Annotated in this window: 18 protein-coding genes; 11 read left to right on the plus strand and 7 right to left on the minus strand. The window is 65.3% G+C overall.

The genetic code is table 11. The annotated features are described in order from the left end of the window. Positions 1 to 58: 58 nt before the first annotated feature. Together DSAT_RS06570 and DSAT_RS06575 are read right to left on the minus strand one after the other, a co-directional pair. Positions 59 to 1,873, minus strand: a complete 1,815-nt coding sequence (locus DSAT_RS06570; protein ID WP_020886792.1) for a bifunctional lysophospholipid acyltransferase family protein/GNAT family N-acetyltransferase — start codon at positions 1,871 to 1,873, stop codon at positions 59 to 61. A 192-nt stretch (positions 1,874 to 2,065) separates the two neighbouring features. Then, positions 2,066 to 2,920: a DNA polymerase III delta subunit-related protein gene (locus DSAT_RS06575; RefSeq protein WP_040370947.1), complete on the minus strand. Its 855-nt coding sequence runs from the start codon at positions 2,918 to 2,920 to the stop codon at positions 2,066 to 2,068. 153 nt (positions 2,921 to 3,073) lie between these two features. Between DSAT_RS06575 and DSAT_RS06580 the strand changes: the two genes are divergently transcribed. From DSAT_RS06580 to DSAT_RS06590, 3 genes are all read left to right on the plus strand, one after another. Continuing rightward, positions 3,074 to 3,670: a hypothetical protein gene (locus DSAT_RS06580; RefSeq protein WP_020886794.1), complete on the plus strand. Its 597-nt coding sequence runs from the start codon at positions 3,074 to 3,076 to the stop codon at positions 3,668 to 3,670. A 118-nt stretch (positions 3,671 to 3,788) separates the two neighbouring features. Next, positions 3,789 to 4,160 (plus strand): YkgJ family cysteine cluster protein, encoded by a 372-nt coding sequence (locus tag DSAT_RS06585; protein WP_020886795.1) that lies wholly within the window; start codon positions 3,789 to 3,791, stop codon positions 4,158 to 4,160. Between the two features lie 275 nt (positions 4,161 to 4,435). Next, a complete protein-coding gene (locus DSAT_RS06590; protein WP_020886796.1) occupies positions 4,436 to 6,271 on the plus strand; it encodes a methyl-accepting chemotaxis protein in 1,836 nt (611 codons plus the stop codon). 114 nt (positions 6,272 to 6,385) lie between these two features. On the opposite strand, the gene DSAT_RS06595 is transcribed toward DSAT_RS06590, so the two are convergent. The 4 genes from DSAT_RS06595 to DSAT_RS06610 form a co-directional block, all read right to left on the minus strand. After that, positions 6,386 to 7,339: an ABC transporter substrate-binding protein gene (locus tag DSAT_RS06595; RefSeq protein ID WP_020886797.1), complete on the minus strand. Its 954-nt coding sequence runs from the start codon at positions 7,337 to 7,339 to the stop codon at positions 6,386 to 6,388. Positions 7,340 to 7,423: 84 nt separating this feature from the next. Continuing rightward, a complete protein-coding gene (gene betB, locus DSAT_RS06600) occupies positions 7,424 to 8,908 on the minus strand; it encodes a betaine-aldehyde dehydrogenase (RefSeq protein ID WP_020886798.1) in 1,485 nt (494 codons plus the stop codon). A gap of 109 nt (positions 8,909 to 9,017) precedes the next feature. Next, positions 9,018 to 10,661: a choline dehydrogenase gene (gene betA / locus DSAT_RS06605; RefSeq protein ID WP_020886799.1), complete on the minus strand. Its 1,644-nt coding sequence runs from the start codon at positions 10,659 to 10,661 to the stop codon at positions 9,018 to 9,020. A gap of 47 nt (positions 10,662 to 10,708) precedes the next feature. Further along, the gene (locus DSAT_RS06610) at positions 10,709 to 11,533 is read right to left on the minus strand and encodes a FadR/GntR family transcriptional regulator (protein ID WP_020886800.1); all 825 of its coding nucleotides are present in this window, start codon (positions 11,531 to 11,533) and stop codon (positions 10,709 to 10,711) included. A 128-nt stretch (positions 11,534 to 11,661) separates the two neighbouring features. Between DSAT_RS06610 and DSAT_RS06615 the strand changes: the two genes are divergently transcribed. From DSAT_RS06615 to DSAT_RS06630, 4 genes are all read left to right on the plus strand, one after another. Continuing rightward, positions 11,662 to 12,018, plus strand: coding sequence for a hypothetical protein (locus DSAT_RS06615; RefSeq protein ID WP_152490258.1), 357 nt, complete (start codon positions 11,662 to 11,664; stop codon positions 12,016 to 12,018). Between the two features lie 299 nt (positions 12,019 to 12,317). Then, positions 12,318 to 13,787 (plus strand): sensor domain-containing diguanylate cyclase, encoded by a 1,470-nt coding sequence (locus DSAT_RS06620; RefSeq protein ID WP_020886802.1) that lies wholly within the window; start codon positions 12,318 to 12,320, stop codon positions 13,785 to 13,787. Between the two features lie 1,132 nt (positions 13,788 to 14,919). Next, positions 14,920 to 17,061, plus strand: coding sequence for a response regulator (locus DSAT_RS14835; protein ID WP_371935785.1), 2,142 nt, complete (start codon positions 14,920 to 14,922; stop codon positions 17,059 to 17,061). Positions 17,062 to 17,178: 117 nt separating this feature from the next. Then, a complete protein-coding gene (locus tag DSAT_RS06630; protein WP_020886804.1) occupies positions 17,179 to 17,793 on the plus strand; it encodes a flavodoxin family protein in 615 nt (204 codons plus the stop codon). Between the two features lie 23 nt (positions 17,794 to 17,816). Here the strand turns inward: DSAT_RS06630 and DSAT_RS06635 are convergent, their stop codons facing one another. After that, entirely contained in the window at positions 17,817 to 18,650 is an 834-nt protein-coding gene (locus tag DSAT_RS06635) for a hypothetical protein (protein ID WP_020886805.1), read from the minus strand. Positions 18,651 to 19,060: 410 nt separating this feature from the next. Between DSAT_RS06635 and DSAT_RS06640 the strand changes: the two genes are divergently transcribed. The 4 genes from DSAT_RS06640 (at position 19,061) to DSAT_RS06655 (ending at position 22,554) form a co-directional block, all read left to right on the plus strand. Then, positions 19,061 to 19,402, plus strand: coding sequence for a hypothetical protein (locus DSAT_RS06640; protein WP_020886806.1), 342 nt, complete (start codon positions 19,061 to 19,063; stop codon positions 19,400 to 19,402). A 48-nt stretch (positions 19,403 to 19,450) separates the two neighbouring features. After that, positions 19,451 to 19,810: a hypothetical protein gene (locus DSAT_RS06645; protein WP_020886807.1), complete on the plus strand. Its 360-nt coding sequence runs from the start codon at positions 19,451 to 19,453 to the stop codon at positions 19,808 to 19,810. A 69-nt stretch (positions 19,811 to 19,879) separates the two neighbouring features. Next, entirely contained in the window at positions 19,880 to 21,232 is a 1,353-nt protein-coding gene (locus tag DSAT_RS06650; RefSeq protein WP_020886808.1) for a radical SAM/SPASM domain-containing protein, read from the plus strand. Beyond that, the gene (locus DSAT_RS06655; RefSeq protein ID WP_020886809.1) at positions 21,229 to 22,554 is read left to right on the plus strand and encodes a B12-binding domain-containing radical SAM protein; all 1,326 of its coding nucleotides are present in this window, start codon (positions 21,229 to 21,231) and stop codon (positions 22,552 to 22,554) included. Before DSAT_RS06650 ends, DSAT_RS06655 begins: the two co-directional genes overlap by 4 nt. Positions 22,555 to 22,564: the final 10 nt, after the last annotated feature.

Consider the following 22,564-nt stretch of genomic DNA (forward strand, 5'->3'; position numbering starts at 1 on the left):
CGCGTCGGCCCAGGCGCTTTCACGGCAACGCGGCAGATCGAGCGTATCGAGCAGCTTGCTACAGTTCCGCCTCGATGCCGTGATGCGCCAGGAACTCCTTGGCCCCGTCCTTACCCATGTAGCGGGCCAGGATTTTGGGGTCGGTGAGGCGCAGATCGACCAGAATCAGGCCGTCCAGGGCGTCGGCAAAGTCCTGGTCCACGTTGAAGGCCAGGAGCTTGCCACCGAGCTTCAGATACTGCCTGAGCAGCACGGGCACGCCCTTCTGGTCGCCCTCCACCTCGGAGATGAGCGCGGCTAGGTCGTCGATGTCGCGACAAACCTGCCGCGCCGAGTTGATGACCAGCCCCGAGAGGGAGAGCGGTTTGAGCTTGGGCGGCGTCTTGGGCTTGACGGTCTTGGAAAGTAGACCGGCCGCCTCGCGCATGGAGAGGAAGCGCAGCATCAACTCTCGCGAAAACCCCTTGTAATCGTTTGAAATGCTCACCGGGCCGAAGAGCATGGCGTAGCGCGGATTGCGGCTGACGAAGACTCCGATGCCCTTCCAGAGCATGAGCAGCGAGGTGTAGCTCTTCTGATAGCGGCTCTGGATGAATGACCTGCCCATCTCCAGGCCGGGATTTATGCTTTCGAGAAACCGGGGCTTCAGGGTGAACAAGGTATTGGTATAAAGACCCGAAGGCCCCTTGTCGCGCAGGATCTCGTCCACCGGCCCCAGGCGGTAGGCTCCCATGATCTCCCGGTCCGTCCGGCTCCACATGGCCAGGTGCCAGTAGGCGTCGTCGAAGCGGTCGAGGTCCGTGGCCTTGCCCGTGCCCTCGCCCACCTCGCGGAAGGTGATCTCGCGCAGACGGCCTATCTCCTCCATGCAGTTCGGGATCTGCGGCTTGCGGGCGATGAACACGATCTGGTCCACGGATTCCACGAGGATCTGCTCGCGCGGCAGGGCCGCGATCTCCGCTTCGAGCGCCTCTCGCGACTGCGGGGCCACGATCTCGACGCTGGCCTTGGGCGGCAGGGCCAGCCGGGGCTTCTCCTTCTGGTCGCGGTTACGCAAAACGTAGGTGCGCAACTTCAGGTATTCCATGAGCTGCTCGTCGGTCTCGAAGCCTTTGAGTTGGCTGGGCGGAATGGGCTGGCCGATGCGCATCTCGATGGTCGTGTTCTGGCGCTTGAGCATCTCGCGCGGGAGCATGATGGTGCGCAGGCGCGGATGGATGAGCCCCATGAGGTGGAAGAGCGCCCGGTTGGAGCCCTTGAAGTAGACAGGCAGGACGGGCACGCCCGTGCGCTTGATGATGCGGCCCACCGTGGGGCTCCATTCCTTGTCCGTGATGGCCCGCTTGAGAATGTTGATGGAGGAGACCTCGCCGGCCGGGAAGATGCCCAGGATGCCGCCATCGCGCAGGAAGCGCATGGCTTCCTTGAGGGGGCCGATGTTCTTCTTGGTGGAATCGCCCGTGCCGAAGGGATCGACCTGGATGATGATCCGGGCCATCTCGGGAATCAGGGCGAGCAGGTAGTTGGCCATCAGCTTGGCGTCGGGCCTGGCCTGGCGCAGCACCTTGGCCAGGATCATGCCCTCCACGGCCCCGAAGGGATGGTTGGCCACGACCACGCACGGCCCCTCGGCGGGGATGCGGGCACGGTCCTCGTCGGAAAGGGCGATGTCGATGCCCATGGTTCCCAGCGCCATGTCGAGGAAACGGTCCGTGTCACCCACGGCACTGTGGGCGTAGATGCGGTTTATCTCCGAAAGACCGATGAACTTCGACAGCGGCGGTGTGAGCAGCGAATAAAGGGTCTTGGCGATGGGGCCGCCGGAGGGCGGCGGGAGCCTCAGGAGCTCCGATCGGGACGGTTGGTGCTGCATGGTCTCCCTGCCCGCGCCGGACGCCTCCGGTCGCGGGGAATCCTCCCGCGAGGCGCTGGAGGGCGCAGCGCAAGTTGGCCTGTCAGGCGAATTTTTCGACACCATTGATATCCGGCAGTTGGTTACCGCAAGGCAACTCTTGCGTGTAATTTAGGTGAATTCATCGCCCTGGGCAAGGAAAACCGGCGGCGCTCAGATCGCAAGGCCGCGCGCGGTCACGGCCAGCCAGTCCACGACCAGCGAGGGGTTGACCTTGGTTTGCAGGGATTCCCGGGCCTGATCGAGAAGCAGATCCAGACGGCGCAGCCCGGCCAGATCCAGGCGCTCGGCCAGAAAGCGCGCCCCGCCGGCCGTGGCCGTCCCGGAAAGCGCCTGGGCCAGATCGCGCTGGGCCGCGATCACGAACGCTTCGGCCTGCGCCTTGTCGAGCTTGGCCTTGCCTCCCGTGTGGGCGAAGAGCCCCCTGCCTGTGTCCAGAAATCCGTAAAAGGCCGCAGTGAGCGCGCCTGCGGGGTCGTCCGCCGCTCCTTCTCCCTCCGGGGCGCTTGTGGGGCGCGGCCAGGCCAGGGTCATGACGAAGCTGCGCGAGACAAGCGTGGGCAGGATGCGCTCGCGCTGCGGCGCGGTGAGCACGAAGACGTTGAAGGGGCCAGGCTCCTCGATGGACTTGAGCAGCAGGTTGGCGTGCTCGTCGAGCATGCCCTGGACCTCAAACAACGCCACGACGCGGCGCGTTCCCTCGCGTGGCGGCTCGCCCAGCACCCGGCGCGCCTCCCGCAACTCATCGATGACGTCCTTCCAGGGGCCAGCGCTGAAATCGAAAAAGAACAGGTCGCGCGAGGCTTGGCCATGCATCTGCACGCAGGCCGGGCAGGCTCCGCAGGGGCCGGTCTCGGACAGCGCCGCGCAATTCACAGCCGCGGCCCAAAAAAGGCTCATGACCCGTCGCTCGGCCTGGCTGCCGCCTTCGAGCAGCAGGCTTGCGGGCGGCTTTTGCGCCAGACGCGCCAGACGCCCGGCCGCCCTGATCTGCCGTTTAGGAAACATATCCATCAACAAAGCATACACCACGCTCGCGCGCCTGACTAGCGGCGCTCCGCGTGCCTATCGCCTGATTTTCTCTCCTCCCCTCTAAACGAAATCCGGAATCGGTCCGTAAAAGGGGGTGTGCGCCACGAAACGATTTTTCGGAGTTCGCCCATGCAGCCGCAAACCTCTTCCTTCCGTTCCCGCGGCCCTGCCGCGGCCCCAAGCGCGCCTCTGGGCGACGCTTCCCTGCGCCCCCTGCCGGACATCGGCAGCGATCCCAAAGTCCGCGCCCTGCTCACGTCTGTGGTCGAGGCGGAGCTTTTGCGCATCACGGGTCTGACCCGTCCCGCCACAGTGGCCTCGGTGCGCATGCTTCTCGAGCAGGCTCTGGTCCGCTGCCTGGCCACGGCCGACTCCGGGACGAATCTCTTGAGCGCCTCGGCCCTGACGGCGCTGTGCCGCGAGGCCATGCGCGTCTGGCTGGTCTCGGCCCACTATCCCCTGCAGCACACCGCCGACCTCCTGGATGCGGTGCTCGTGGCCGCCGGGCACGAGCCGAGCCTGCCCGCGCGCTGCCCCGATCTGCTCACGCCGCTGCAGAAATCGCTTCTCGGCCTGCTTTTCATCGAGGGACTTCCCCTGGAGCACGCCGCGCGCTTCCTCGGCCTGCCGGACGAACCCCTGCGCCAGACCCTGGCCGAGGCCATGGAGCGGGTACAGGGCCTGGGCCTTCGCCGGGGCGCAAAGCACCCTGTCGCCTCGGCCTGAAAAAAGAAGATTGTCACCAGACGGAACCCTTCGCGCCGCTGGCAATTTCCCTCGATCCGTCATAGGCTTCGCTCGTCCGCCGCGAGTTGCGCCTCGCCCGGCGCTCCGAGAACCCCTCATGACGCAACGACAACCCGGATTCCGCTGTCGCCGCTGCGGCCACTGCTGCCTGGCGCTCCGGGCCCACGATACCGAGTGCGAGCCCGAGGACTTCGCCCGCTGGCAGGCCCAGGGACGCCACGACATCCTGGCCCGCATCGAAACCGTGGCCCCTGGCGGGGCGGAGCCGGTGCGCCGGATGTGGTACACCGTCGAGGGGGAGCGGCGCGTGGTCGATGCCTGTCCCTGGCTCGAGATCCGCGACGGAGCGTATTCCTGCGCCATCGAGTCCACAAAGGCGGCCATCTGCCGCGACTTTCCCCTGGACGCCCACCACGCCCGCTCATGCGGCTGCCCCGGCTACGACGATCTCCCGGATTCAGACCGCTGAATACGCCTCATCTGCCGTGTTGCCGTAAAAAACTCGCTGAACAAACATTCAGGAAAAATACCGGCGATCCGGTTCCCTCCTCGCGAGCAAGGCCGTTCAAGGCACCACGGAAACCGGGGAGCGGCCGGTTCGACAAGGCTATTATCTCGACCGATTGACTCGTATTTCACCAGATTGTAACGTCGCCCCGCCGATGGGGGGATGCTGTCGGAAGCGACGCCGCAGCGCCCCCCATCGCCTATTTTTTGCACACTATTCGTGCATGGAGGATAAATGTGAGCATCAGTAAAACGTTCATGGCCGTCTGCGGCTGCCTGTGCCTCGTCGTCATGGCCGCCCTGGTGGTGATCATCGGGCGCGACATGCGTTCCGAGATCGAAATCCAGTACCGGCAGAAGGCGGACATGCTTTTGTGGTCCATGAAGGCCGTGCGCTCACACGTGGGCGGCGTCATGCGTCCCGAGGCCACCAAGCTGGTGGAGAAGGGAGACTTCGTCACCGAGCTGCAGTCCACCTCGTTCGCGGCCAATGGCGTCTTCTCCCGCATTCCGGAGGACAAGCGCTACGACATCGTGTTCCGCACCGTCTCGACCAAGCCGCTCAACCACAACAACCGGGCCTCGCAGGTTGAGGCCGAATTGATCCGGCTGCTGGACGACATGCACCGGGCCAAGGAGAAGGAACTCGTCTGGCAGGGCGTGAAGACCATCGACGGCGTGGACAACTACATCATCGCCATCGGCGAACCCAACAAAGCGAGCTGCCTGCCCTGCCACTCCAGGCCCGAGGACGCTCCGGTGTCCCTGCGCGGCAAGTACGCCTTCGACAGCCCGCCCCGGCTCGACAACCGCGTCGAGACCATGGAGATCGTCTACATCCCAATCGCCAAGGTGCAGGAGACCGTGGCCGGATCGAGCCGCCTAGTCGCCTTCATCGGCCTTGCAGGACTGGCGGGCATCCTGGCCGTGCTCTACCTGACCTTCTCGCGCCTCGTGGGACGCCCCCTGGCGCGCATCGAGAAGTTCGCGGCCGAAGTGGAGAAGGGTAATCTCGACGCCCGCGCCGAGGGCGTCTTCCGCTCCGATCTCGGGCGGCTCAAGGGCGCCATCGAAGGCATGGTCGCCCGCCTGAAGAGCATGATCGCCCAGTCGGCCCAGAAAGAAGACGAGGCCAACCGTTGCGCACGCCAGGCCGAGGAAAGCCTGCGCTCGGCATCCGAAGCCCGCGAGGAGGCCAACCGGGCGCGTCAGGAGGCGCTGCGCGCCGCGGCCGAAGAGCTTCTGGCCGTGGTCGAAGGCATCCACGACAAGGCCAGCCTGCTGCGCAAGCAGGTGGGCGAGGCCGAACGCGGCGCACAGGAACAGCGCGACCGGCTCGACGCCGCCGTAAACACGGTCGAAGAGATCAGCGCCTCGGTGGTGGTCGTCTCCACCCGGGCCGACGAGGCCAGCGAGCGCGCCCAGGCCACGCGCGAAAAAGCCGCCGAGGGCTCGACCATCGCGGGCAAGGCCGTGGATTCCGTGAACACGGTCAACGAAATGGCCACGACCCTGAAGGACAACATGGGCACGCTGGGCGACAAGGCCAAGGCCATCGGCCAGGTCATCGGCGTGATCAACGACATCGCCGACCAGACGAACCTGCTTGCGCTGAACGCCGCCATCGAAGCCGCCCGCGCGGGCGACGCCGGGCGCGGCTTCGCCGTGGTCGCGGACGAAGTGCGAAAGCTGGCCGAGAAGACCGTGCTCGCGACCAAGGAGGTCACCGAGCACATCAAGGGCATCCAAGACGCCGCCTCGCTGAACATCGAGGGCGTGGACAAGGCCAAGGAGGCCGTGGACGAGGCCACGCGGCACGGCAACGCCTCGGGCCGCTCGCTGGAGGACATCCTGCGGCTGGCCGAGACCTCGGCCGAGGGTGTGCGCCAGATCGCCGAGGACGCCCGCTCCCAGGCTCGGGCCACGGACGAGGTGCGCGGCACGCTCGAGCGCATCAGCCATCTCGCGGCCGAATACTCCAGGGGCATGTCCGCCTCGGCCGACGCGGCCGCGGCCCTGGACACCATGGCTGAGGATCTGCGCCGCCTGATCCGCGACCTGGACAAGAAGTAATCGACCCCGAACAGGGGTTCCCGTTCGGAACGAAAGAGCCCGCCGTGCATCATGCACGGCGGGCTCTTTCACGTTGCGGCGCGTTAAATACGCGCTTCCTCGACGGTGTGGCTGCTACATGTCCGCCAGGGCCTTCTCCCAGACCGGCAACGCGGGGCGGCCGTCCGTCGTCGTCACGCCGTCAAGCCACGCTCGGTACAGCTCGGGATTCTTCTTCAGCCACGCGGCGGCCGCCTCGATAGGCTTCATGCCGGGGTTGTCGTGCAGCGTAACCATGATCTGGTTGATCATCTCCACGGGCACGCGATAGTTTTTGAGGAACCTAGCCACGTTGGGCTGCTCCGTGTCGAAGCCCGCGCGGATGTTGGTGTAGACCACGGCGGTGCCGTCGTTCTCGCCGAAGGTCTCGGCCGTGCTGCCATCGAGATATTTCATGTCGATATTCTCGTTCATGCTGTGCGGCGACCAGCCGAGGAAGACGATCCACTGCTCGTTCCTGGCGAAGGACTGCACCTGGCCGAGCATGGCGGGCTCGCTGGAAGGCACCAACTCGAACCTGCCCAGGTCGTGCATGTCCGCGTCGATCATGGCCTGGATGATCTCGTTGCCGTCGTTGCCTTCCTCGATGCCGTAGATTTTCCAGCCCAGCTTGTCGCCGAACCCGGCGATGTCGTCGAAGTGCTTCAGTCCGCCTTCCCAGGCGTAGGTGGGAACGGCCAGGGTGTATTTGGCGCCGGGCATGATGGGCGTGTACTGCACCACCGTGCCGCGCTCGAAATAAGCGTCCGCGATGGTCTTCATGGAGGGCATCCAGTTGCCCAGAAAAACGTCGGCCTCGTTGCTCGACATGGCCTCGTAGGCGATGGGCACCGAGACGAGCAACGCCTGCGCGTCGTAGCCCAGGCTCTTCAGAATGGCCGTGGCCACGTCGGTCTTGGTGGTCACGCAGGTCCAGCCCACGTAGACGAAGCGCACCTTGTCGTCCTTGGCGAAGGCCGCGCCGCCCGAAAAGGCCAGGGCCAGGACCAGAGCCAGGATGAGTGCCAGCTTTTTTCCGTAACCTGTCATGATTTCTCCCGCGTTTGGGTTGCGCCGGGAAAGGACGGCCGCGCCGGGCTGCCGCATCCCGCGACGATGAAAACGACGACGGCGTCAGCCGCGTGCGCCGCCGAACCAGCCCAGGGGTTTGGGGTCGTGGTTTTGGAAGACGTGTTTGACTTCCTGGTATTCTTCGAGGCCGATGCGGCCGAGCTCGCGCCCCATGCCGGACTGCTTGTAGCCGCCCCAGGGGGCCTGGGCGAAATAGACGTTGAAGTCGTTGACCCAGACCGTGCCGAAGCGAAGCGCCCGCGCGACCCGGTGGATGCGGTCCGGGTCGCGGGTGAAGAACCCGGCCGAGAGGCCGTACTCCGTGTCGTTCGCCAGGCGCACGGCCTCTTTTTCGCCCGCGAAGCGCTCCACGGTGATGATCGGGCCAAAGACCTCCTCGCGCACGATGCGCATCGCGGCCGTGCACTGCGCGAACAGGGTCGGCTCGAAAAAGAAGCCATCCTGCAGCGCGGCGTCCTCGGGCCGCTTCCCGCCGACCAGGAGCTTCGCCCCTTCGGCCCTGCCGATGGCCGCGTATTCCTCGACCTTGGCCAGATGCCCGGCCGAAATGAGCGGCCCCATCTCGGTGGCCGGGTCCATGCCGTCGCCCAGACGGATGCGCGCGATGCGCGCGGCCAGCGCCTCCACGAACTCGTCGTGGATGGCGTCCTCGACCATAAGCCTGGTCCCGGCCGAGCATATCTGCCCGGCGTGGAAGAAGACCGCGTTCAGGGCCTGGTCCACGGCCAGATCGAAGTCGGCATCGGCGAAGACGATGTTGGGATTCTTGCCGCCGAGTTCCAGGGCCAGTTTCTTCATGTTGCCGCTTGCGGCCATGACGATCTTTCGCCCGGCCACCGCGCCGCCAGTGAAGGAGATCATGTCCACGTCCAGGCTCTCGGCCAGTTCCGCGCCCACGCTGCGCCCAGGCCCCAGGACGAGATTGACCACGCCCGGCGGATACCCGGCCTCCTCGGCCAGTTCGGTGATCCGGATGGTCGAGAGCGGCGTGATCTCGCTCGGCTTCATGACGATGGCGCAGCCCGCCGCCAGGGCCGGGGCCATCTTCCACGAGGCCTGCAGCAGCGGGTAGTTCCAGGGCATGATCTGGCCGCACACGCCGATGGGCTCGCGCAGCAGAAGGCTCGTGCTCGACGCCACGGGCGAGGCGATGACCTCGCCCTCGTCCTTGTCGGCCAGCCCGGCGTAGTAGCGGAATATCTCCGCCACGCCGTCCATGTCCCAGCGCGACTCCTCCAGGGTTTTGCCCGTGTCCAGGGTTTCGAGCCGGGCCAGATCCTCGCGCTCGCGGACCACGAGATCGGCCAGCCGTTGCAGCATGCGGCCGCGCTCGGGACCGGTGACGCCTGACCATGGCCCATGGTCGAAGGCGCGGCGCGCGGCCGTAATTGCCGCGCGCGCGTCCTCGCGGTCCCCGGAAGGAACCTCGGCCAGGATGCTTTGGTCGAACGGATTTGAAGTGCGGCTCGTTTTGCCCGAGCGCGCCTCAACCCACGTTCCGTCGATGTACATCTTCTTTCTCAGCATTCAGACTCCTCTGTCGGGCTGCTGGAACGCTCCCCCGAAAGCCGCTTGAAAACGCCGCAGTGGCGTTCAAGCGCGGAAGGCGGCTCCGTCAAGGCGCATTTACGCCCCACTACTCCTGGCCGTGGCGGTAATAGCCCGCGTTGTCCGGGGCCAGGGGGGTGTTGCCCAGGATCAGGTCCGCGGCCTTCTCGGCAATCATCATCACCGGGGAGTAGATGTTGCCGTTGGTGATGGAGGGCATGACCGAGGCGTCCACCACGCGCAGGCCCGAAACGCCGTGGACCTTCAGCTGCGAATCCACCACGGCCGTGTCGTCGTAGCCCATCTTGCAGGTGCAGCTCGGGTGGTAGGCGCTCTCGCCCTCGCGGGCCACGAAATCGAGAATCTCCTCGTCGCTTTGCACCTTCTCGCCCGGCGCGAGTTCCGGCCCCCTGAACTCGTCGAAGGCGGGCTGGGTCATGATCCGGCGCGTGCAGCGGATGGCGTCCAGCCAGTCGCGCCGCTCCTGCTCGGTGGAGAGATAGTTGAAGAATATCTCCGGATGCTGCAGCGGGTCGGCCGACTTGAGCTTCACGTGGCCGCGCACGTCGGTGTTCATGGGGCCGACGTGCACCTGGTAGCCATGGCTCTGGTTGGCCACGGAACCGTCGTAGCGGATGGCAATGGGCAGGAAGTGGTATTGCAGGTTCGGATAGGCCACGGTGTCGTTGCCCCGGATGAAGCCGCCCGCCTCGAAGTGGTTGCTCGCGCCCACGCCCTTGCGGCCGAAGAGCCACTGCATGCCGATCCACGGCTGGTTGTACCACTTGAGCGCCGGGAAAAGGCTGACCGGCTTCTTGCTCGCGTACTGCACGTAGACTTCCAGGTGATCCTGCAGGTTCTCGCCCACGCCGGGCAGGTCGTGGATCACCGGAATGCCGAGGGCGCGCAAGTTTTCGCCATTGCCCACGCCCGAAAGCTGGAGCAACTGCGGCGAGTTGATGGCTCCGCCGCAGCAGATGATCTCCGCGCCGTGGGCCGTGTGCTTCTTCTTGCCCCTCAGGTATTCCACGCCCACGGCCCGGTTGCCCGAGAAGATGATGCGCAGCGCCTGGGCGCGCAGCTTGATGGTCAGGTTGCGACGGTTTTTGACGGGGTGCACGTAGGCCCGGGCCGCGTTATGGCGGCGGCCGCGATAGATGGTTCCGTCGAACCTGGAGAAGCCCTCTTGCCGGTAGCCGTTGACGTCCCTGGTGATGGGATATCCGGCCTCCTGCACGGCCTTGAAAAAGGCGTCGAAGAGGGGATTGTCGCACTTGGGGGTGGTCAGGTAGAGCGGCCCGCCCGTGCCCTGCCAGGCGTCGGCCCCGGCCAAGCGGTACTCGAAGCGCTTGAAATAGGGCAGGCAATGGGCATAGTCCCAGTTCTCAAGGCCCTCGTTGGAGGCCCACTTCTCGTAGTCCATGGCGTTGCCGCGGATGTATATCATGCCGTTGATGCAGCTCGATCCGCCCAGGACCTTGCCACGCGGCTGGTAGATGCGGCGGCCGTGCATGTGGGGCTCGGGCTCTGACTCGTACCACCAGTTGTAGAACCTGCCCGCGAGCGGATAGGTCAGGGCGGCGGGCATGTGGATGCGGAAATCAAGGCGGTAGTCCGCATGACCGGCTTCGAGCACCAGCACCTTGTTTTCGGGGTCGGCGCTCAGGCGGTTGGCCAGCACGCTGCCGGCAGAGCCGCCGCCGACGATGATGTAATCGTAATTCTTGGACATTCATCCTCCTGTTTCATGTGGCCCGTGGGCCGGATGGTCTTCTCTTCTCAGGCCGCGCCGCTGTCTTGGACCGGCCCGGCATGTTCGCCGCCGTCCGGGCACGGCGAGGGAAATTCCGTGGGCGCGAGGCCCGCGCCGCCTCCGGCCTGGATGCGGCGGCGCAGCAAGACATAGTGGTGGCCGATGCTGGAGAGCGCCTTGAGCGGCTCCCCGGCTGCGATGCGCGTGGCCGTCTCCACCCAGTTGTCAGTGGTCTGCTCGCGAAATTCGGCGTCCTCGTAGAGGGCGTGGTCGCGCGAGCCGAAGCCCTCCTGCAGGGCCGACATGACCCACTCGAAGACGGGATTTCTGGCCATGCGGCCAAAGCTCAGGTTCAAGTCGCGGTCCATCTCGGCCAGCACGTCGAGATCGGGCGGTTCGCGCCGCGCGGCCTCGCGCAGCCTGAGCGCGCCGGACAGGAGGCGCTGCTTCTCGCTTGCCTCGCCCCTGGCGATGGCCAGCACCGTGATGGTCCTGTCCATGCTCTCGCGAAACTCGATGACGTGCTCCGGCGAGACATGGTGCAGCTTGAGCAGAAGCGCCAACGAGCGGCCCACGTTGCTGCCGTCCGGCTCCCTCACGAACGCGCCCCCGCGCGCGCCCTTTCTGATCTCCAACAGTCCCTTCTCCTTGAGCGCGCGCAGCGCCTCACGGATCACGCCGCGCCCGGTGCGGAACAGGGCCTGCATCTCGCGCTCGCTGGGCAGACTCTCGCCGGGCCTGACGGCTCCAGAGACGATGGCCGCCTCGATCTGCAGGGCCACGTCCTCGGAGCAGCGGCCGCCCTGGGCAGGAATGAAGCTGAGAAGCTGTTTGCCGTTTGCCTGGCTCATTGGTAATACCTATTTTTGTGTTTTGCTCGAATGACAGACAGGGGCATCATTAAAATACCCTTTTATTTCAGCATGAATACCAAGAACTCATGCTGGCAAGGCACATTTTCAAGCCCCAGGGACACAAAATGCTCACGCATTTGGTAGGACCATTGTTGACATTTCAAAATTCCCTTGTCAACCTCGGCCAGGAAAACAGCGCTTCGCCCGATCTGAACACGACGCTCTCCCCAATCAGCGGCCTCATGCCGCACGGCACGCGCAAAACCAGTATCGAGGTGTTCATGTCCCGATTGCCCGACCGCCCAACGCAGGGTTGGCTCCTCTTCGTGGCCTCGTCATTCGGCTTCCTGGCCTCTGGCGTTCGCGACGGCGATGTCTTCGCCATCGCGGGCAGCCTGTTGTTCCTTGGGGGTTGCGCCCTGTTTCTGTGGCCTGCGAAAAACGACGCCGATGCGCCTGGTGAAGACTCGGACGCGCAGTAGGACGGGGCACGGAAGCCCGACCGGAAGCCGTGGTCGGCGATGGGGACGGGTCTGCCGGAGCCATGAAACGCCGAAGCACCCCCGGCAAGGTGCGGGCACGGATGGAGCGAGGCTGGGCCGTCACGCAATCAGTCAATAGAGTTCCAAGCATTACCTGACCTTGCGGCTTTGCGCTTGATTTGCCGCTTCAAATGGGCAAGAATCTACCGCCACGCTGGCCCCCGCCCGGCCATCCAACCTGTCCGCTTCCGGGGGGAACGCGGCACGCCGTGATACAGAAAGGTCCGGCGACTCAGTCGATGAACGCCAAAACCAAGCTGCTCCTCGCCATCTCGGCGATTCTCGTCACCGCCTTCGTGGGCGTGAGCGCCCTGAACTACACGCTCACGCGAAGCGCCCTGCACGAGGAACTTCTGACCAAGGATCTGCCGCTCACCCGCGACAACATCCACTCGGGACTCGTCAATCAGTTGAGCCGCCCGCTCATGGTCGCCTCCAGCATGTCCGCCGACGCCTTCCTCAAGGAATGGGCGACAAACGGCGAGCGGGACGTGAGCAGGATCACCGACTACCTGCGAGGCATCCAGGAGCGCTACGGCTACCTCTCCACCTTTTTCGTCTCGGCCCAGACCCTGCGCTATTACCACTTCAAAGGGCTGCACAAGGTGCTCAGCCCGGCCAGCAACCACGACATGTGGTACTTCGGCTTCGTGCGCTCCGGACGCGAATACCGCCTCGACGTGGACACGGACGAGGCCTCGGAAGGCACCCTGACAATTTTCCTCAACTTCCGGGTCGAGGACGCCTCGGGCCGTCTGCTCGGCGTGACCGGCGTGGGCCTCAGGCTCGAACACATCGCCGACCTCATCCGCTCCTTTCAGGAGCGCTACGAGCGCACGGTCTACCTCGTGGATTGGGACGGCCGGGTGCAGGTGCATTCCGACCTCTCGCTGATCGAGCGCTCCTCCATCCGCACCATGCCTGGCGTGGAGCACTTGGCCGAGAGCATTCTCGCCACCAGAGGCGAGCCGCAAAGCTTCGAATTCACCCGCGACGGTCGCGACATCCTCTTGACCGTGCGCCACATCGAGGATCTCGACTGGTACGTCATCGTGGAGCAGGACGAGACGGCCGCCCTTTCCCATGCGCGCATGAACTTCCTGCGCACCGTGGGCTCGGGCTTGATCGCCTCCCTCGCGGTCATCTTGCTCACGCTCGCGACCATCAACCGCTACCAGCGAAGCCTGGAGCGACTGGCCGTCACGGACGAACTGACCGGCGCGGCCAACCGCAGGCGGCTTGACGAGGCCTTCAAACGCGCGGCCTACGTCCACAGGCGCCACGGGCGCGACTTCAGCCTCGTGGTCATGGACATCGACGACTTCAAGCGGGTCAACGACGAAATGGGCCACCTCGCCGGGGACAGGGTCCTGAAGGAACTCGCCCGACTGCTCTTCACAGTGGTCCGGCCCACCGACCTTGTGGTGCGCTGGGGCGGAGACGAGTTCATCGTCCTGGCCGAAACCGACGGCGGCGCGGCTTTTTCCATGGCCGAGCGCATCTCCCGACTGGTGCGCGAGAGCGGCCTCGCCGGGCCGGACGCGGCTGCGGACGATCCACGGCGTGGCCTCACGATTTGCTGCGGTGTGGCGCAATACCAGTCCGGCGAGACCCTGGACGCCACACTCCGCAGGGCCGACGCCGCCATGTACGCCTGCAAGTCCGAGGGTGGTGACGGCGTGCGCGCCGCCGCCTGCCCCACCCCTTGACCAAAATCACCCCTGGAAAGTCTTGTTTTCCGGCATATTGCCCTGAATCTTCTTTTCGTGATAAGCTTACAATAAATCGCATCGACCCGACATTTCGCCGGGTGTGCGGTTTACCCGCGTGACCGGGGCGTAGCGCCGGAACGCCGCCGGGTTTGGGGAATCTTCGGGGTGGGTTATGCGCCTTGCCACGCCCGTGACGAAGCTTTCGACCACCGTCCTCCTGGCGGTCGCTCTCATATCTTTTATCTCCTCCACGCCCGACGCCCGCGCGGCCCGCATACTCGTCCTGCACAGCTACCATCAAGGGCTCGAATGGACCGACGCCATGCAGGCGGGCATCGCCGGAATCCTGGACGGCCAGGAACAGCGCCACGAGCTTTTCGTGGAATACATGGACGCCATGCGAATACCCATCGGCGCTCCCGACTCCCTGGCCGCAATCGAGCTTCTGCACCACCTCCAGGCGAGATATGCCGGGCAGGACGTCGATCTCGTCCTGGTCACGGACAACCGGGCCCTGGATTTTCTGCTCGCCCACCGTGAAGCGCTGGCAAAGGATGTTCCCGTGGTCTTTTGCGGGATCAATTCCTACAGCCCCGCCCTGCTGCGCGGCCAGACGAACGTCACGGGCGTCGCCGAGACGCCGTCGTTTGGTGAAACCATCGAGATGGCTCTCGGCCTCGACCCTGGCGTTTCCCGCATACTTTTCCTCGGCGAGGACACGATGACCGGGAACGCCAACATCGATTTACTGCAGCGGCAGACCGCCGGGTTCGCCGGTCGCGTCGAGATCACGGTACGCAAGGAAAGGGAAATCATCGCCCTCGAAGAGGCGGACGCCGCGCTCGGGCCCGAGTGGGCCGTGCTGCTCGCCACGCGCCCCGTCGAGAACCGGAGAATCCTGCCCATGGGCGCGGCCGTGCGGCGTCTGGCCGCCGCATCTCCCGCACCAATCTACGTCACCTGGCACGAATTCATGGGGCATGGGCCGGTCGGGGGCACAATCATCACCGCGCATTCGCAGGGCGAGGCCGCCGCGCGCCTGGCCCTACGCATTCTGAACGGCGAATCCGCGGACGCCCTGCCGATCCTGCTGGAAAGCCCGAACATCCCCATGGCGGACTTTCAGGCCATGCAGCGCTTCGGCTACTCCACCACGAAGTTGCCCAAGGGAACGGAGGTTCTCAACCGACCGGTATCCTTCTACGAACAGCATACCCGACTCGTCTGGATATACGGCGGCATCACCCTCTCCCTCGCCGGCCTGGCAGCGCTTCTGCTCGTCAACACCGCGCGCCGCGTGGCGGCGGAAAATGCGCTGCGCGCGAGCGAGCAGAACTACCGCGCGGTCGTCGAAGGCGTCGAGGCGGGCATCCTCCTGCAAGACAGTTCTAGGCGCATCCTGACCTGGAACAGGACCGCCGCCCGCATCTTCGGCATCGACGAGGCCGAGGCACTCGGGCACACCTCGACCTCGCGGAGTTGGTCCACCATCCACGAGGACGGCACTCCATTTCCGGGCGAGGACCATCCTTCGCTGCACACCCTGCGCACGGGCCAATCCATGCGCGACGTGATCATGGGCGTGCAGGGGCCGGACAAGACGACCTGGATCAACATCAACACCACGCCCATCTTCGTCGGCAAATCGCCCAAACCCTCGGCCGTGGCCGTCATCTTCACGGACATGACCGAGCGGCTCAAGACCCAGGAAGCCCTGCGAGAGAGCGAGCACCGCTTCAAGTTCCTGGTCGAGGACGTGGCCCACATCGCCGTGCAGGGCTACGACGAGGAACGACGGGTGATCTTCTGGAACAAGGCCAGCGAGACCATCTACGGCTATACGGAACAAGAGGCTTTAGGTCGCAGGTTGGAGGATCTGATCATCCCGTTCGCCATGCGCGATGAGGTGATCGCGGCCATCGAGGCCTGGCTCAAGGAGGGCGTGCGCATCCCGGCCGGAGAACTGATCCTTCGCAACAAATCGGGTGGGGATGTCCCTGTCTATTCCTCACATGTGATGCTTGAGAATCTCTCGGGGCAAAAGGAGTTGTTCTGCATCGACCTGGACCTGAGCGAGATCAAGCGGATGCAGCGCGACCTGGTGAAAGCCAAGGAGGCCGCCGAGGCGGCGAACAAGTCCAAGAGCCAGTTCCTGGCCAACATGAGCCACGAGCTACGCACGCCGCTCAACGGCATCCTCAGCAACCTGCAACTGCTTGAGCGCACGCCGCTGGACTCCGACCAGACCGAATTCGCCCAGACGGCCCTGAACGCGGGCCGCCAATTGACCAGGCTGCTCGGCGACATCCTCGACCTTTCCCGCGTGGAAGCCGGAAAGCTCGACCTGAGCATGGAGCCCTTCCGCCTGCACGATCTCATGTCCGACGTGAAGCAGGCCTTTGGCTCCACCAGCCATGAAAAGGGCGTGAGCCTCGAATTCGACCTCGACCGGACCGCGCCGGAGGTGGTCGAGGGCGACCTCTTCCGCCTGCGCCAGGTGCTCTTCAATCTCGTGGGCAACGCGGTCAAGTTCACGGCCCACGGGTTCGTCAGGACCACCATCCATTCCCTGCCCCATCGCCGGACGGACACGGCAAGCCTCCTGTTCATGGTCGAGGACTCGGGCATCGGCATCAGGCCGGAAAAGCTGCGCGCCATCCTCGAACCCTTCACCCAGGCCGAGGGAGGCATCACCCGGCGCTACGGCGGCGCGGGGCTCGGGCTGACCATCAGCCGCAAGCTGGTCGAACTCATGGGCGGCCGCATGTGCCTGGACAGCGCCCCCGGCGAGGGAACGACCATCTGGTTCGTGCTTTCCCTTCGCACCTCGGCCTCGCTCCCCGTTCACGAAGCCGCCGCGCCGCAAAAGGCGCTCGCGTCGTCGCGAATCCTGGTGGTGGAGGATGAGGCCGTGAACCGCCTGGCCGTGGCCCGCATGCTGGAGCGGATGGGCCATTTCGCGGCCCAGGCGGAGAGCGGAGCCCAGGCCATAGCGATGGCGCGCGAAGGCGAATTCGACTGCATCCTCATGGACATCCAGATGCCGGACATGGACGGCATCGAGGCCATGCGGGCCATCCGCGAGCAGCAGGCCAGGGACGGACGGCCGGGCATTCCCGTGGTGGCGCTCACCGCGCACGCCATGGCCGGAGACCGGGAGCGGTTCCTCGCGGCCGGGATGGATGGCTACATCTCCAAGCCCATCGAGCGTGAAGCGCTCACGTCCGTGCTCCACACGGTCTGCGCCAGCCGCTCTTCCTCGAAGGAATGAACCGGTCGCCTCGCCCGGCGTCCCGGCTCTCCGCCCTTGCCATGCGCCCCTGGCCGTGTAGTATTGCCAGGAGCAAACAGGACCCGGCAGTCACACCAGGAAACAAAGGAGGCGGACATGTACGCCATCGCCATCTGCGGCAGCCCGCGCAAGGGCGGCAACACCGAGACCCTTTTGCGGCGCGTTCTGGCCCCGCTGAACGCGGCAGGCTGGGAGACCGAACTCGTGCGCGTGGGCGGCAAGCCCGTGCGCGGTTGCATCGCGTGCTACAAGTGTTTCGAGAACAAGGACATGCGCTGTTCCGTGGACACGGACATGTTCAACGACGTCATGGCGAAGATGGCCAGGGCGCAAGCCATCGTCATAGGCTCGCCCACCTACTTCACTGACGTCAGCGCCGAGACAAAGGCAGTGCTCGACCGCTCCGGACTCGTGGCCATCGCCAACGGCTACGCCTTCCGCGGCAAGATCGGCGCAGCCGTGGTGGCCGTGCGCCGGGGCGGCGGCACCCACGTCTACGACACCATCAACCACATGTATCTCATGTCGCAGATGATCGTGCCCGGCTCCACCTACTGGAACCTGGGCTACGGACTGAACCCGGGCGAGGTGCAGGACGACGCCGAGGCGCTGAACAACATGCGCCACCTGGGCGAGACCATCGCTTGGCTCGGCGCGGCCGTGGCCCCGCACCTGGGTTCCTATCCCGAGGCCGGAAAGGCCGCCGAATAGCCGCGCCGTGCCGTTCGCGCGTCTCAGCCCCAGCGCTCCCGGATCTGCCGGAAAAGCGCGGGCTTCCTGTCGTATTGGTGGACCATGGGGACGGGGCGGCCGTCCGCGGCCAGCACCTCGCCCGCAGCGTTCGTCTCCGGCTCGCCCTCCACGTAGCCAAGCGTGAGCACCACGCGGCCGTTCTCATGCAGCCGCGTGCCGGGCAGCCCGCCCGTGTGCAACAGATGGTTGTGCACGGCCTGGTCGAAGCCCGCCATGCCGGGACCGGGTGCGAACGGCATAAGCCTGGCCGTGAGCCTTTCGAGATACGCCAGCACGGATTCGCGGTCTCCAAGCGTGGTGCCGGAGCACGAGATGGGCCGGTCGGCCATGGCTGCCAGCGCCTCCTCGCCAAGGTGGCCGAGCGTCCAGCGGACCATGTGCTCGCAATCGGCAACGCGCATCCGCTCGTCTTCGAGCATGACGTGCAGCCCGTCCTCCCAGGCAAGCGCGAAGGGATCGCGCTGAAAAATCACATCGCGCACGTCCGTGAGCAGGATGCGGCCGTGGCGCGCGGACTCGGCGCGCAGGAAATCCAGGTACAGGAAATAGCGCCAGGCGTTGTAGGGCACGTGCGTCATCGCGGCGAGCCGCTCGAACGGAACGATGCGCGCGCCGAGCCGCTGCATCTCGTCCGTGCCGCGCGTGGTGGGCGAGACGAAGAGCACGCACTCGCCCGCGAATCCCACGGCCCCGAGCGAGCGCAGGAACGGCCGCACATCGCCCGCGTGGTACCCGGCCGCGAGCCCGAGCACGAGCGGCACGCCGTCCGGACGCGGCGCACCGAAAAACGATCGGTCGTTCGTATCGTGCGTCATGGCGCGCTTGTCACCCGGAAAACGACGGATTGCAACACGCCGCGATTCCTGTGTCCCGACCATGGCCGCTGCCCGCAGCGAAAAATGCGCAATGGCTGCCTGCTCAGGGCGCACGCACGACCCGCCCTTGGCGGTCCCGGACAAAAACGTCGCGCGGAGCCAGATCAAAACGGCCTATCTTTCAATAATACATGACTTCTACAAGCAATACTGAATCCACTGTTCCTGTACTTCCGCCTGCGCAGTGTATGCTTTCCCTTACACACTCAAAACCACGTTCAAAATAATAAAACAACATTACGGCATGTTACAATACAACAAAAGAGGGCACGCTTATTGCTTTCCTTTGAAGACGGCTACAGGGACGCAATCCATGCAGCCCGGCGAAGGGACCAACAAAGGAGGCTTTCATGTCCGACAATCTCAAGATGACCAAAATCCGCGGAAACCTGAACATCGTGCTCAACGAGGCCCAGATCAACCACATCATCAAGGCGGTTCTCGGCCCCAAGGGCGAGAACCTCGGCAATGTCGCCCTGGCGTCCGACCACTGCTGCGTCGATGCTTCCGTCGGCTCATCCGTGGCCGGCCCCTACACCGGCGTGGCGTCGTCGGTCAGCGTTCCTTCTCCCGAGGACAAGGCGATCCTGGTCAACAAGGTCGGCATCGATTCCAGGAAGCTGACCCAAAAAATCGCCGAAAAAAATCTCGGAGTGAAGGTCACCGTGCCGTCCGGAACAAGGATCAAGTAAACCCGTTGCGGCATCTTCGCACCACAAAGCCAAAGAGAGGTACCGCCCATGCCACGCACAGTGAAGAAAACAGCTCCCCTGGCCATCAACAAGATCAGGGGCGACCTGAACGTCGTCCTGAACAAGGACCAGATCAATCATGTCCTGCGCGAGGTGCTCGGCCCCAAGGGAGAAAAACTCCCTGACATCGCCCTGGCGTCCGATCATTGCTGCGTCGACGCCTCGGTCGGCTCGTCGGTGGCCGGCCCCTTCTCCTCCGTCGCGTCCTCGGTGAGCATCCCTGCGCCCGAGAGGCTGTCGCTCGTCACGCGCGACGTGGCGATCGGCAAGAGCAAGCTCACGCAGAAGATCAAGGAAGACAATCTGCACGTGGACGTTCAGATGCCCGGCAACCTCATCATCAGGTAGCATGGGCTTTCGAGGAGTCCCGGCAGAGGGGAACGCCGGGACGATTCCCCGCCCAGCTCGCGTGGACCCATGAAAATTTCCTCGTTCAATCGCCTTGTCGATCTCGATGACGGCCAAAAGCTGCTCGTAAACAGTCTCTCCGGCGCGCTGGACATCGTCTCCCCGGCCCTGGCCGACATTTTGCGAAGCGGAAACGGCGGCGTCTCGCCCGACATCCCCCAGGACATCCGAAACTACCTCCTCGAACGACGCTACCTGCTCCCCGACGGCATCGACGAGCCGCGCGCGACCCGCGAGGTTTACGAACGGCTCGGCGCGTCCGCCATGGCCTCGTCCGCGTTGCAGGCCGTGCTTATCCTCGGCTTCGGTTGCAACCTGCGTTGCGTCTATTGCTGGCAGCGCAAACAGATGGAAGGAACGCCCGCCAGCGATGCCGTCATGAGCGCCCGCCAGGCCGATCTCGCCCTGGCCGCCCTGGACGAGACGGGCGAACGCCTAGGAGTCGGCGGCGGCCCTGCCACGGTGCAGCTTTTCGGGGGCGAGCCGTTGCTGCCCAGGAACACGGCGCTCGTGCGGCACATCCTCGAACGCTGTCGCGAGGCGGGGTTGCGCACCCAGGTCACGACCAACGGCGCGCATCTGGCCGACTTCCTGGAGATGTTCGACGAACTCGGCATGGACGAGGTGCAGGTGACGGTAGACGGCCCGGCCGAGATTCACGAGGCGCGCCGCGTGGGCAGCGATTTCGCCGGGCTCATGGCGGCCATGGACGCCCTGCTCGCCAACAGGCACACCTGCGTGAAGCTGCGGGTCAACGTCGACCGTTCGAACCTGACTGCGCTCCCCCGGCTCGCCGAGGAGATCATCGACCGCCAGTGGTACGCCAACCGTCGATTCCAGCCCTATCTCGCCCCCTTGCGCGACGCCTGCGGCGTTAGCGACGGGCTTTTGCGCCGCCGCGCGGAGCTTCTCTCCTCCCTGCTCGGCCTGACGGACAGGATGCCGCGCCTGGAGATATTCGATCTCATCGGCTGGGACGGCTTTCTCCCGGCCAGAAGCCTTGCGCACTCGGGACGGTTGCCCATGCCAAAGACCTCCATCTGCGACGCGGCGCGCAATCAGGTCGTCTTCACCCCCGAAGGCTTGGTGCACCTCTGCGCGGAAGTGGCCCACGATCCGGATGCGTCCGTTGGCCGCTACGACCCTCGGCTCGCGTTCGACGAAACGGCCCTGAGCGCCTGGCGGGGCCGTACCCCTCTCGATCTCGACGAATGCGCGACATGCGCGCTCAGGCCGCAGTGCGGCGGAGGCTGCATGCTCTTCGATCGCGCGAAAGCGGACAAAAGCGCATTCTGCGACGCCGTCGCGCACTGCTTCGACATCGGCTTTCGCCATCTGCACGGAAAGGGAGAACTGGCATGAGGATCGCACTGATCAACCCTCCCGCCTCGCGCCGTTACGTGCAGGCCAGGGACGAACCGCTGCAACTCGAATACCTGGCCGCGTCGGTCCGCGACAGGGCCGACGTCTGGCTCGTGGACGCCTTCGGCCTCGACCTCTCCACGGCGGAGACGCTGGACGTCCTGGCCGAAACGAAACCCGACGTCGTGGGAGTGAGCCTGAACTTCGCAGCCTCCTCGCGTCCCTCCCTGGATATCCTGCGCGGGGTGCGCGAGGCCCTGCCCGAGGCGACGACCCTGCTCGGCGGCAACACCGCGACGTTTCGAGCCCGCGATCTCTGCCTGGACCCGGCCGTGGACGCCGTCGTCGTGGGCGAGGCCGACCTGACCTTCCCCGAGATCGTGGACGCCCTGGCCGTGGGCAGCCCCCTGGATGGCGTGCCCGGCCTGTGCATCGAGCGACAGGGCCGGGCGGTCACCACCAAAGACCGCCCCCTGGTCGAAAATCTCGACGCGCTGCCCTTCCCGGCCCGCGATCTCCTGCCCCTCGGCGAGACGTACACGAGAAGCGTGCTCACGGCCCGGGGCTGCTCGTACGGCTGCATCTACTGCTCGGCCACGGCTTTTTGGCGCCGCCGCACCAGGATACGCAGCGTCGATGGCATCCTGGCCGAGGTCGCGACCCTGGTCCGGGACAAAGCCGCCTACTTTTCCTTCGCGGACGACTGCTTCACCATTCGTCCCGAGCGAGCCATGGCCGTGTGCGACGGACTCGCCGCCATGGGCGGCGAAACGGCCTGGAGTTGCACGGGGCGCATCGAGACGATCTCCCCCGAGCTTCTTGAACGCATGGCCGCGACGGGCTGCCGCATGATCTTCTTCGGCGTCGAGTCGGGCAGCCCCCGCATCCTGGCCCGCCTCAAACGACGCTACACCCCGAAGCGAGTGGAAGAGGTCTACGCCATGTGTCTCGCCCACGGCATCGTGCCGTCCTTCTCCTTCATCGTGGGCCTGCCTTTCGAGGAGCCCCAGGACGTGGCCGCGACCTTCGAACTCATACGCAGACTCGAAGGAGTGGAATGCGGCGTGCATATGCTCACGCCGTTCCCCGGCACCCCCATCGCCGACAAGCCGAACGACTTCGAACTTACCATCGCCCCGCACCGGGCCGAGGACCTGGACATCAACACCCGATCGTTCATCGACACCCCCTTCGCCGACCGCGAACGCACGCAGCAGAACTTCTACGACGGCATGGGGCTGGCCATGGGCACCGTGCGGCGCAAGCGCCGCTTCCTGGAACACTATCGGCCGCGTCCAGGCCATGAACCCGTGATCGCCTGAGTGAAGGAAG

This window comes from Alkalidesulfovibrio alkalitolerans DSM 16529 (assembly GCF_000422245.1).
Lineage (GTDB): Bacteria > Desulfobacterota > Desulfovibrionia > Desulfovibrionales > Desulfovibrionaceae > Alkalidesulfovibrio > Alkalidesulfovibrio alkalitolerans.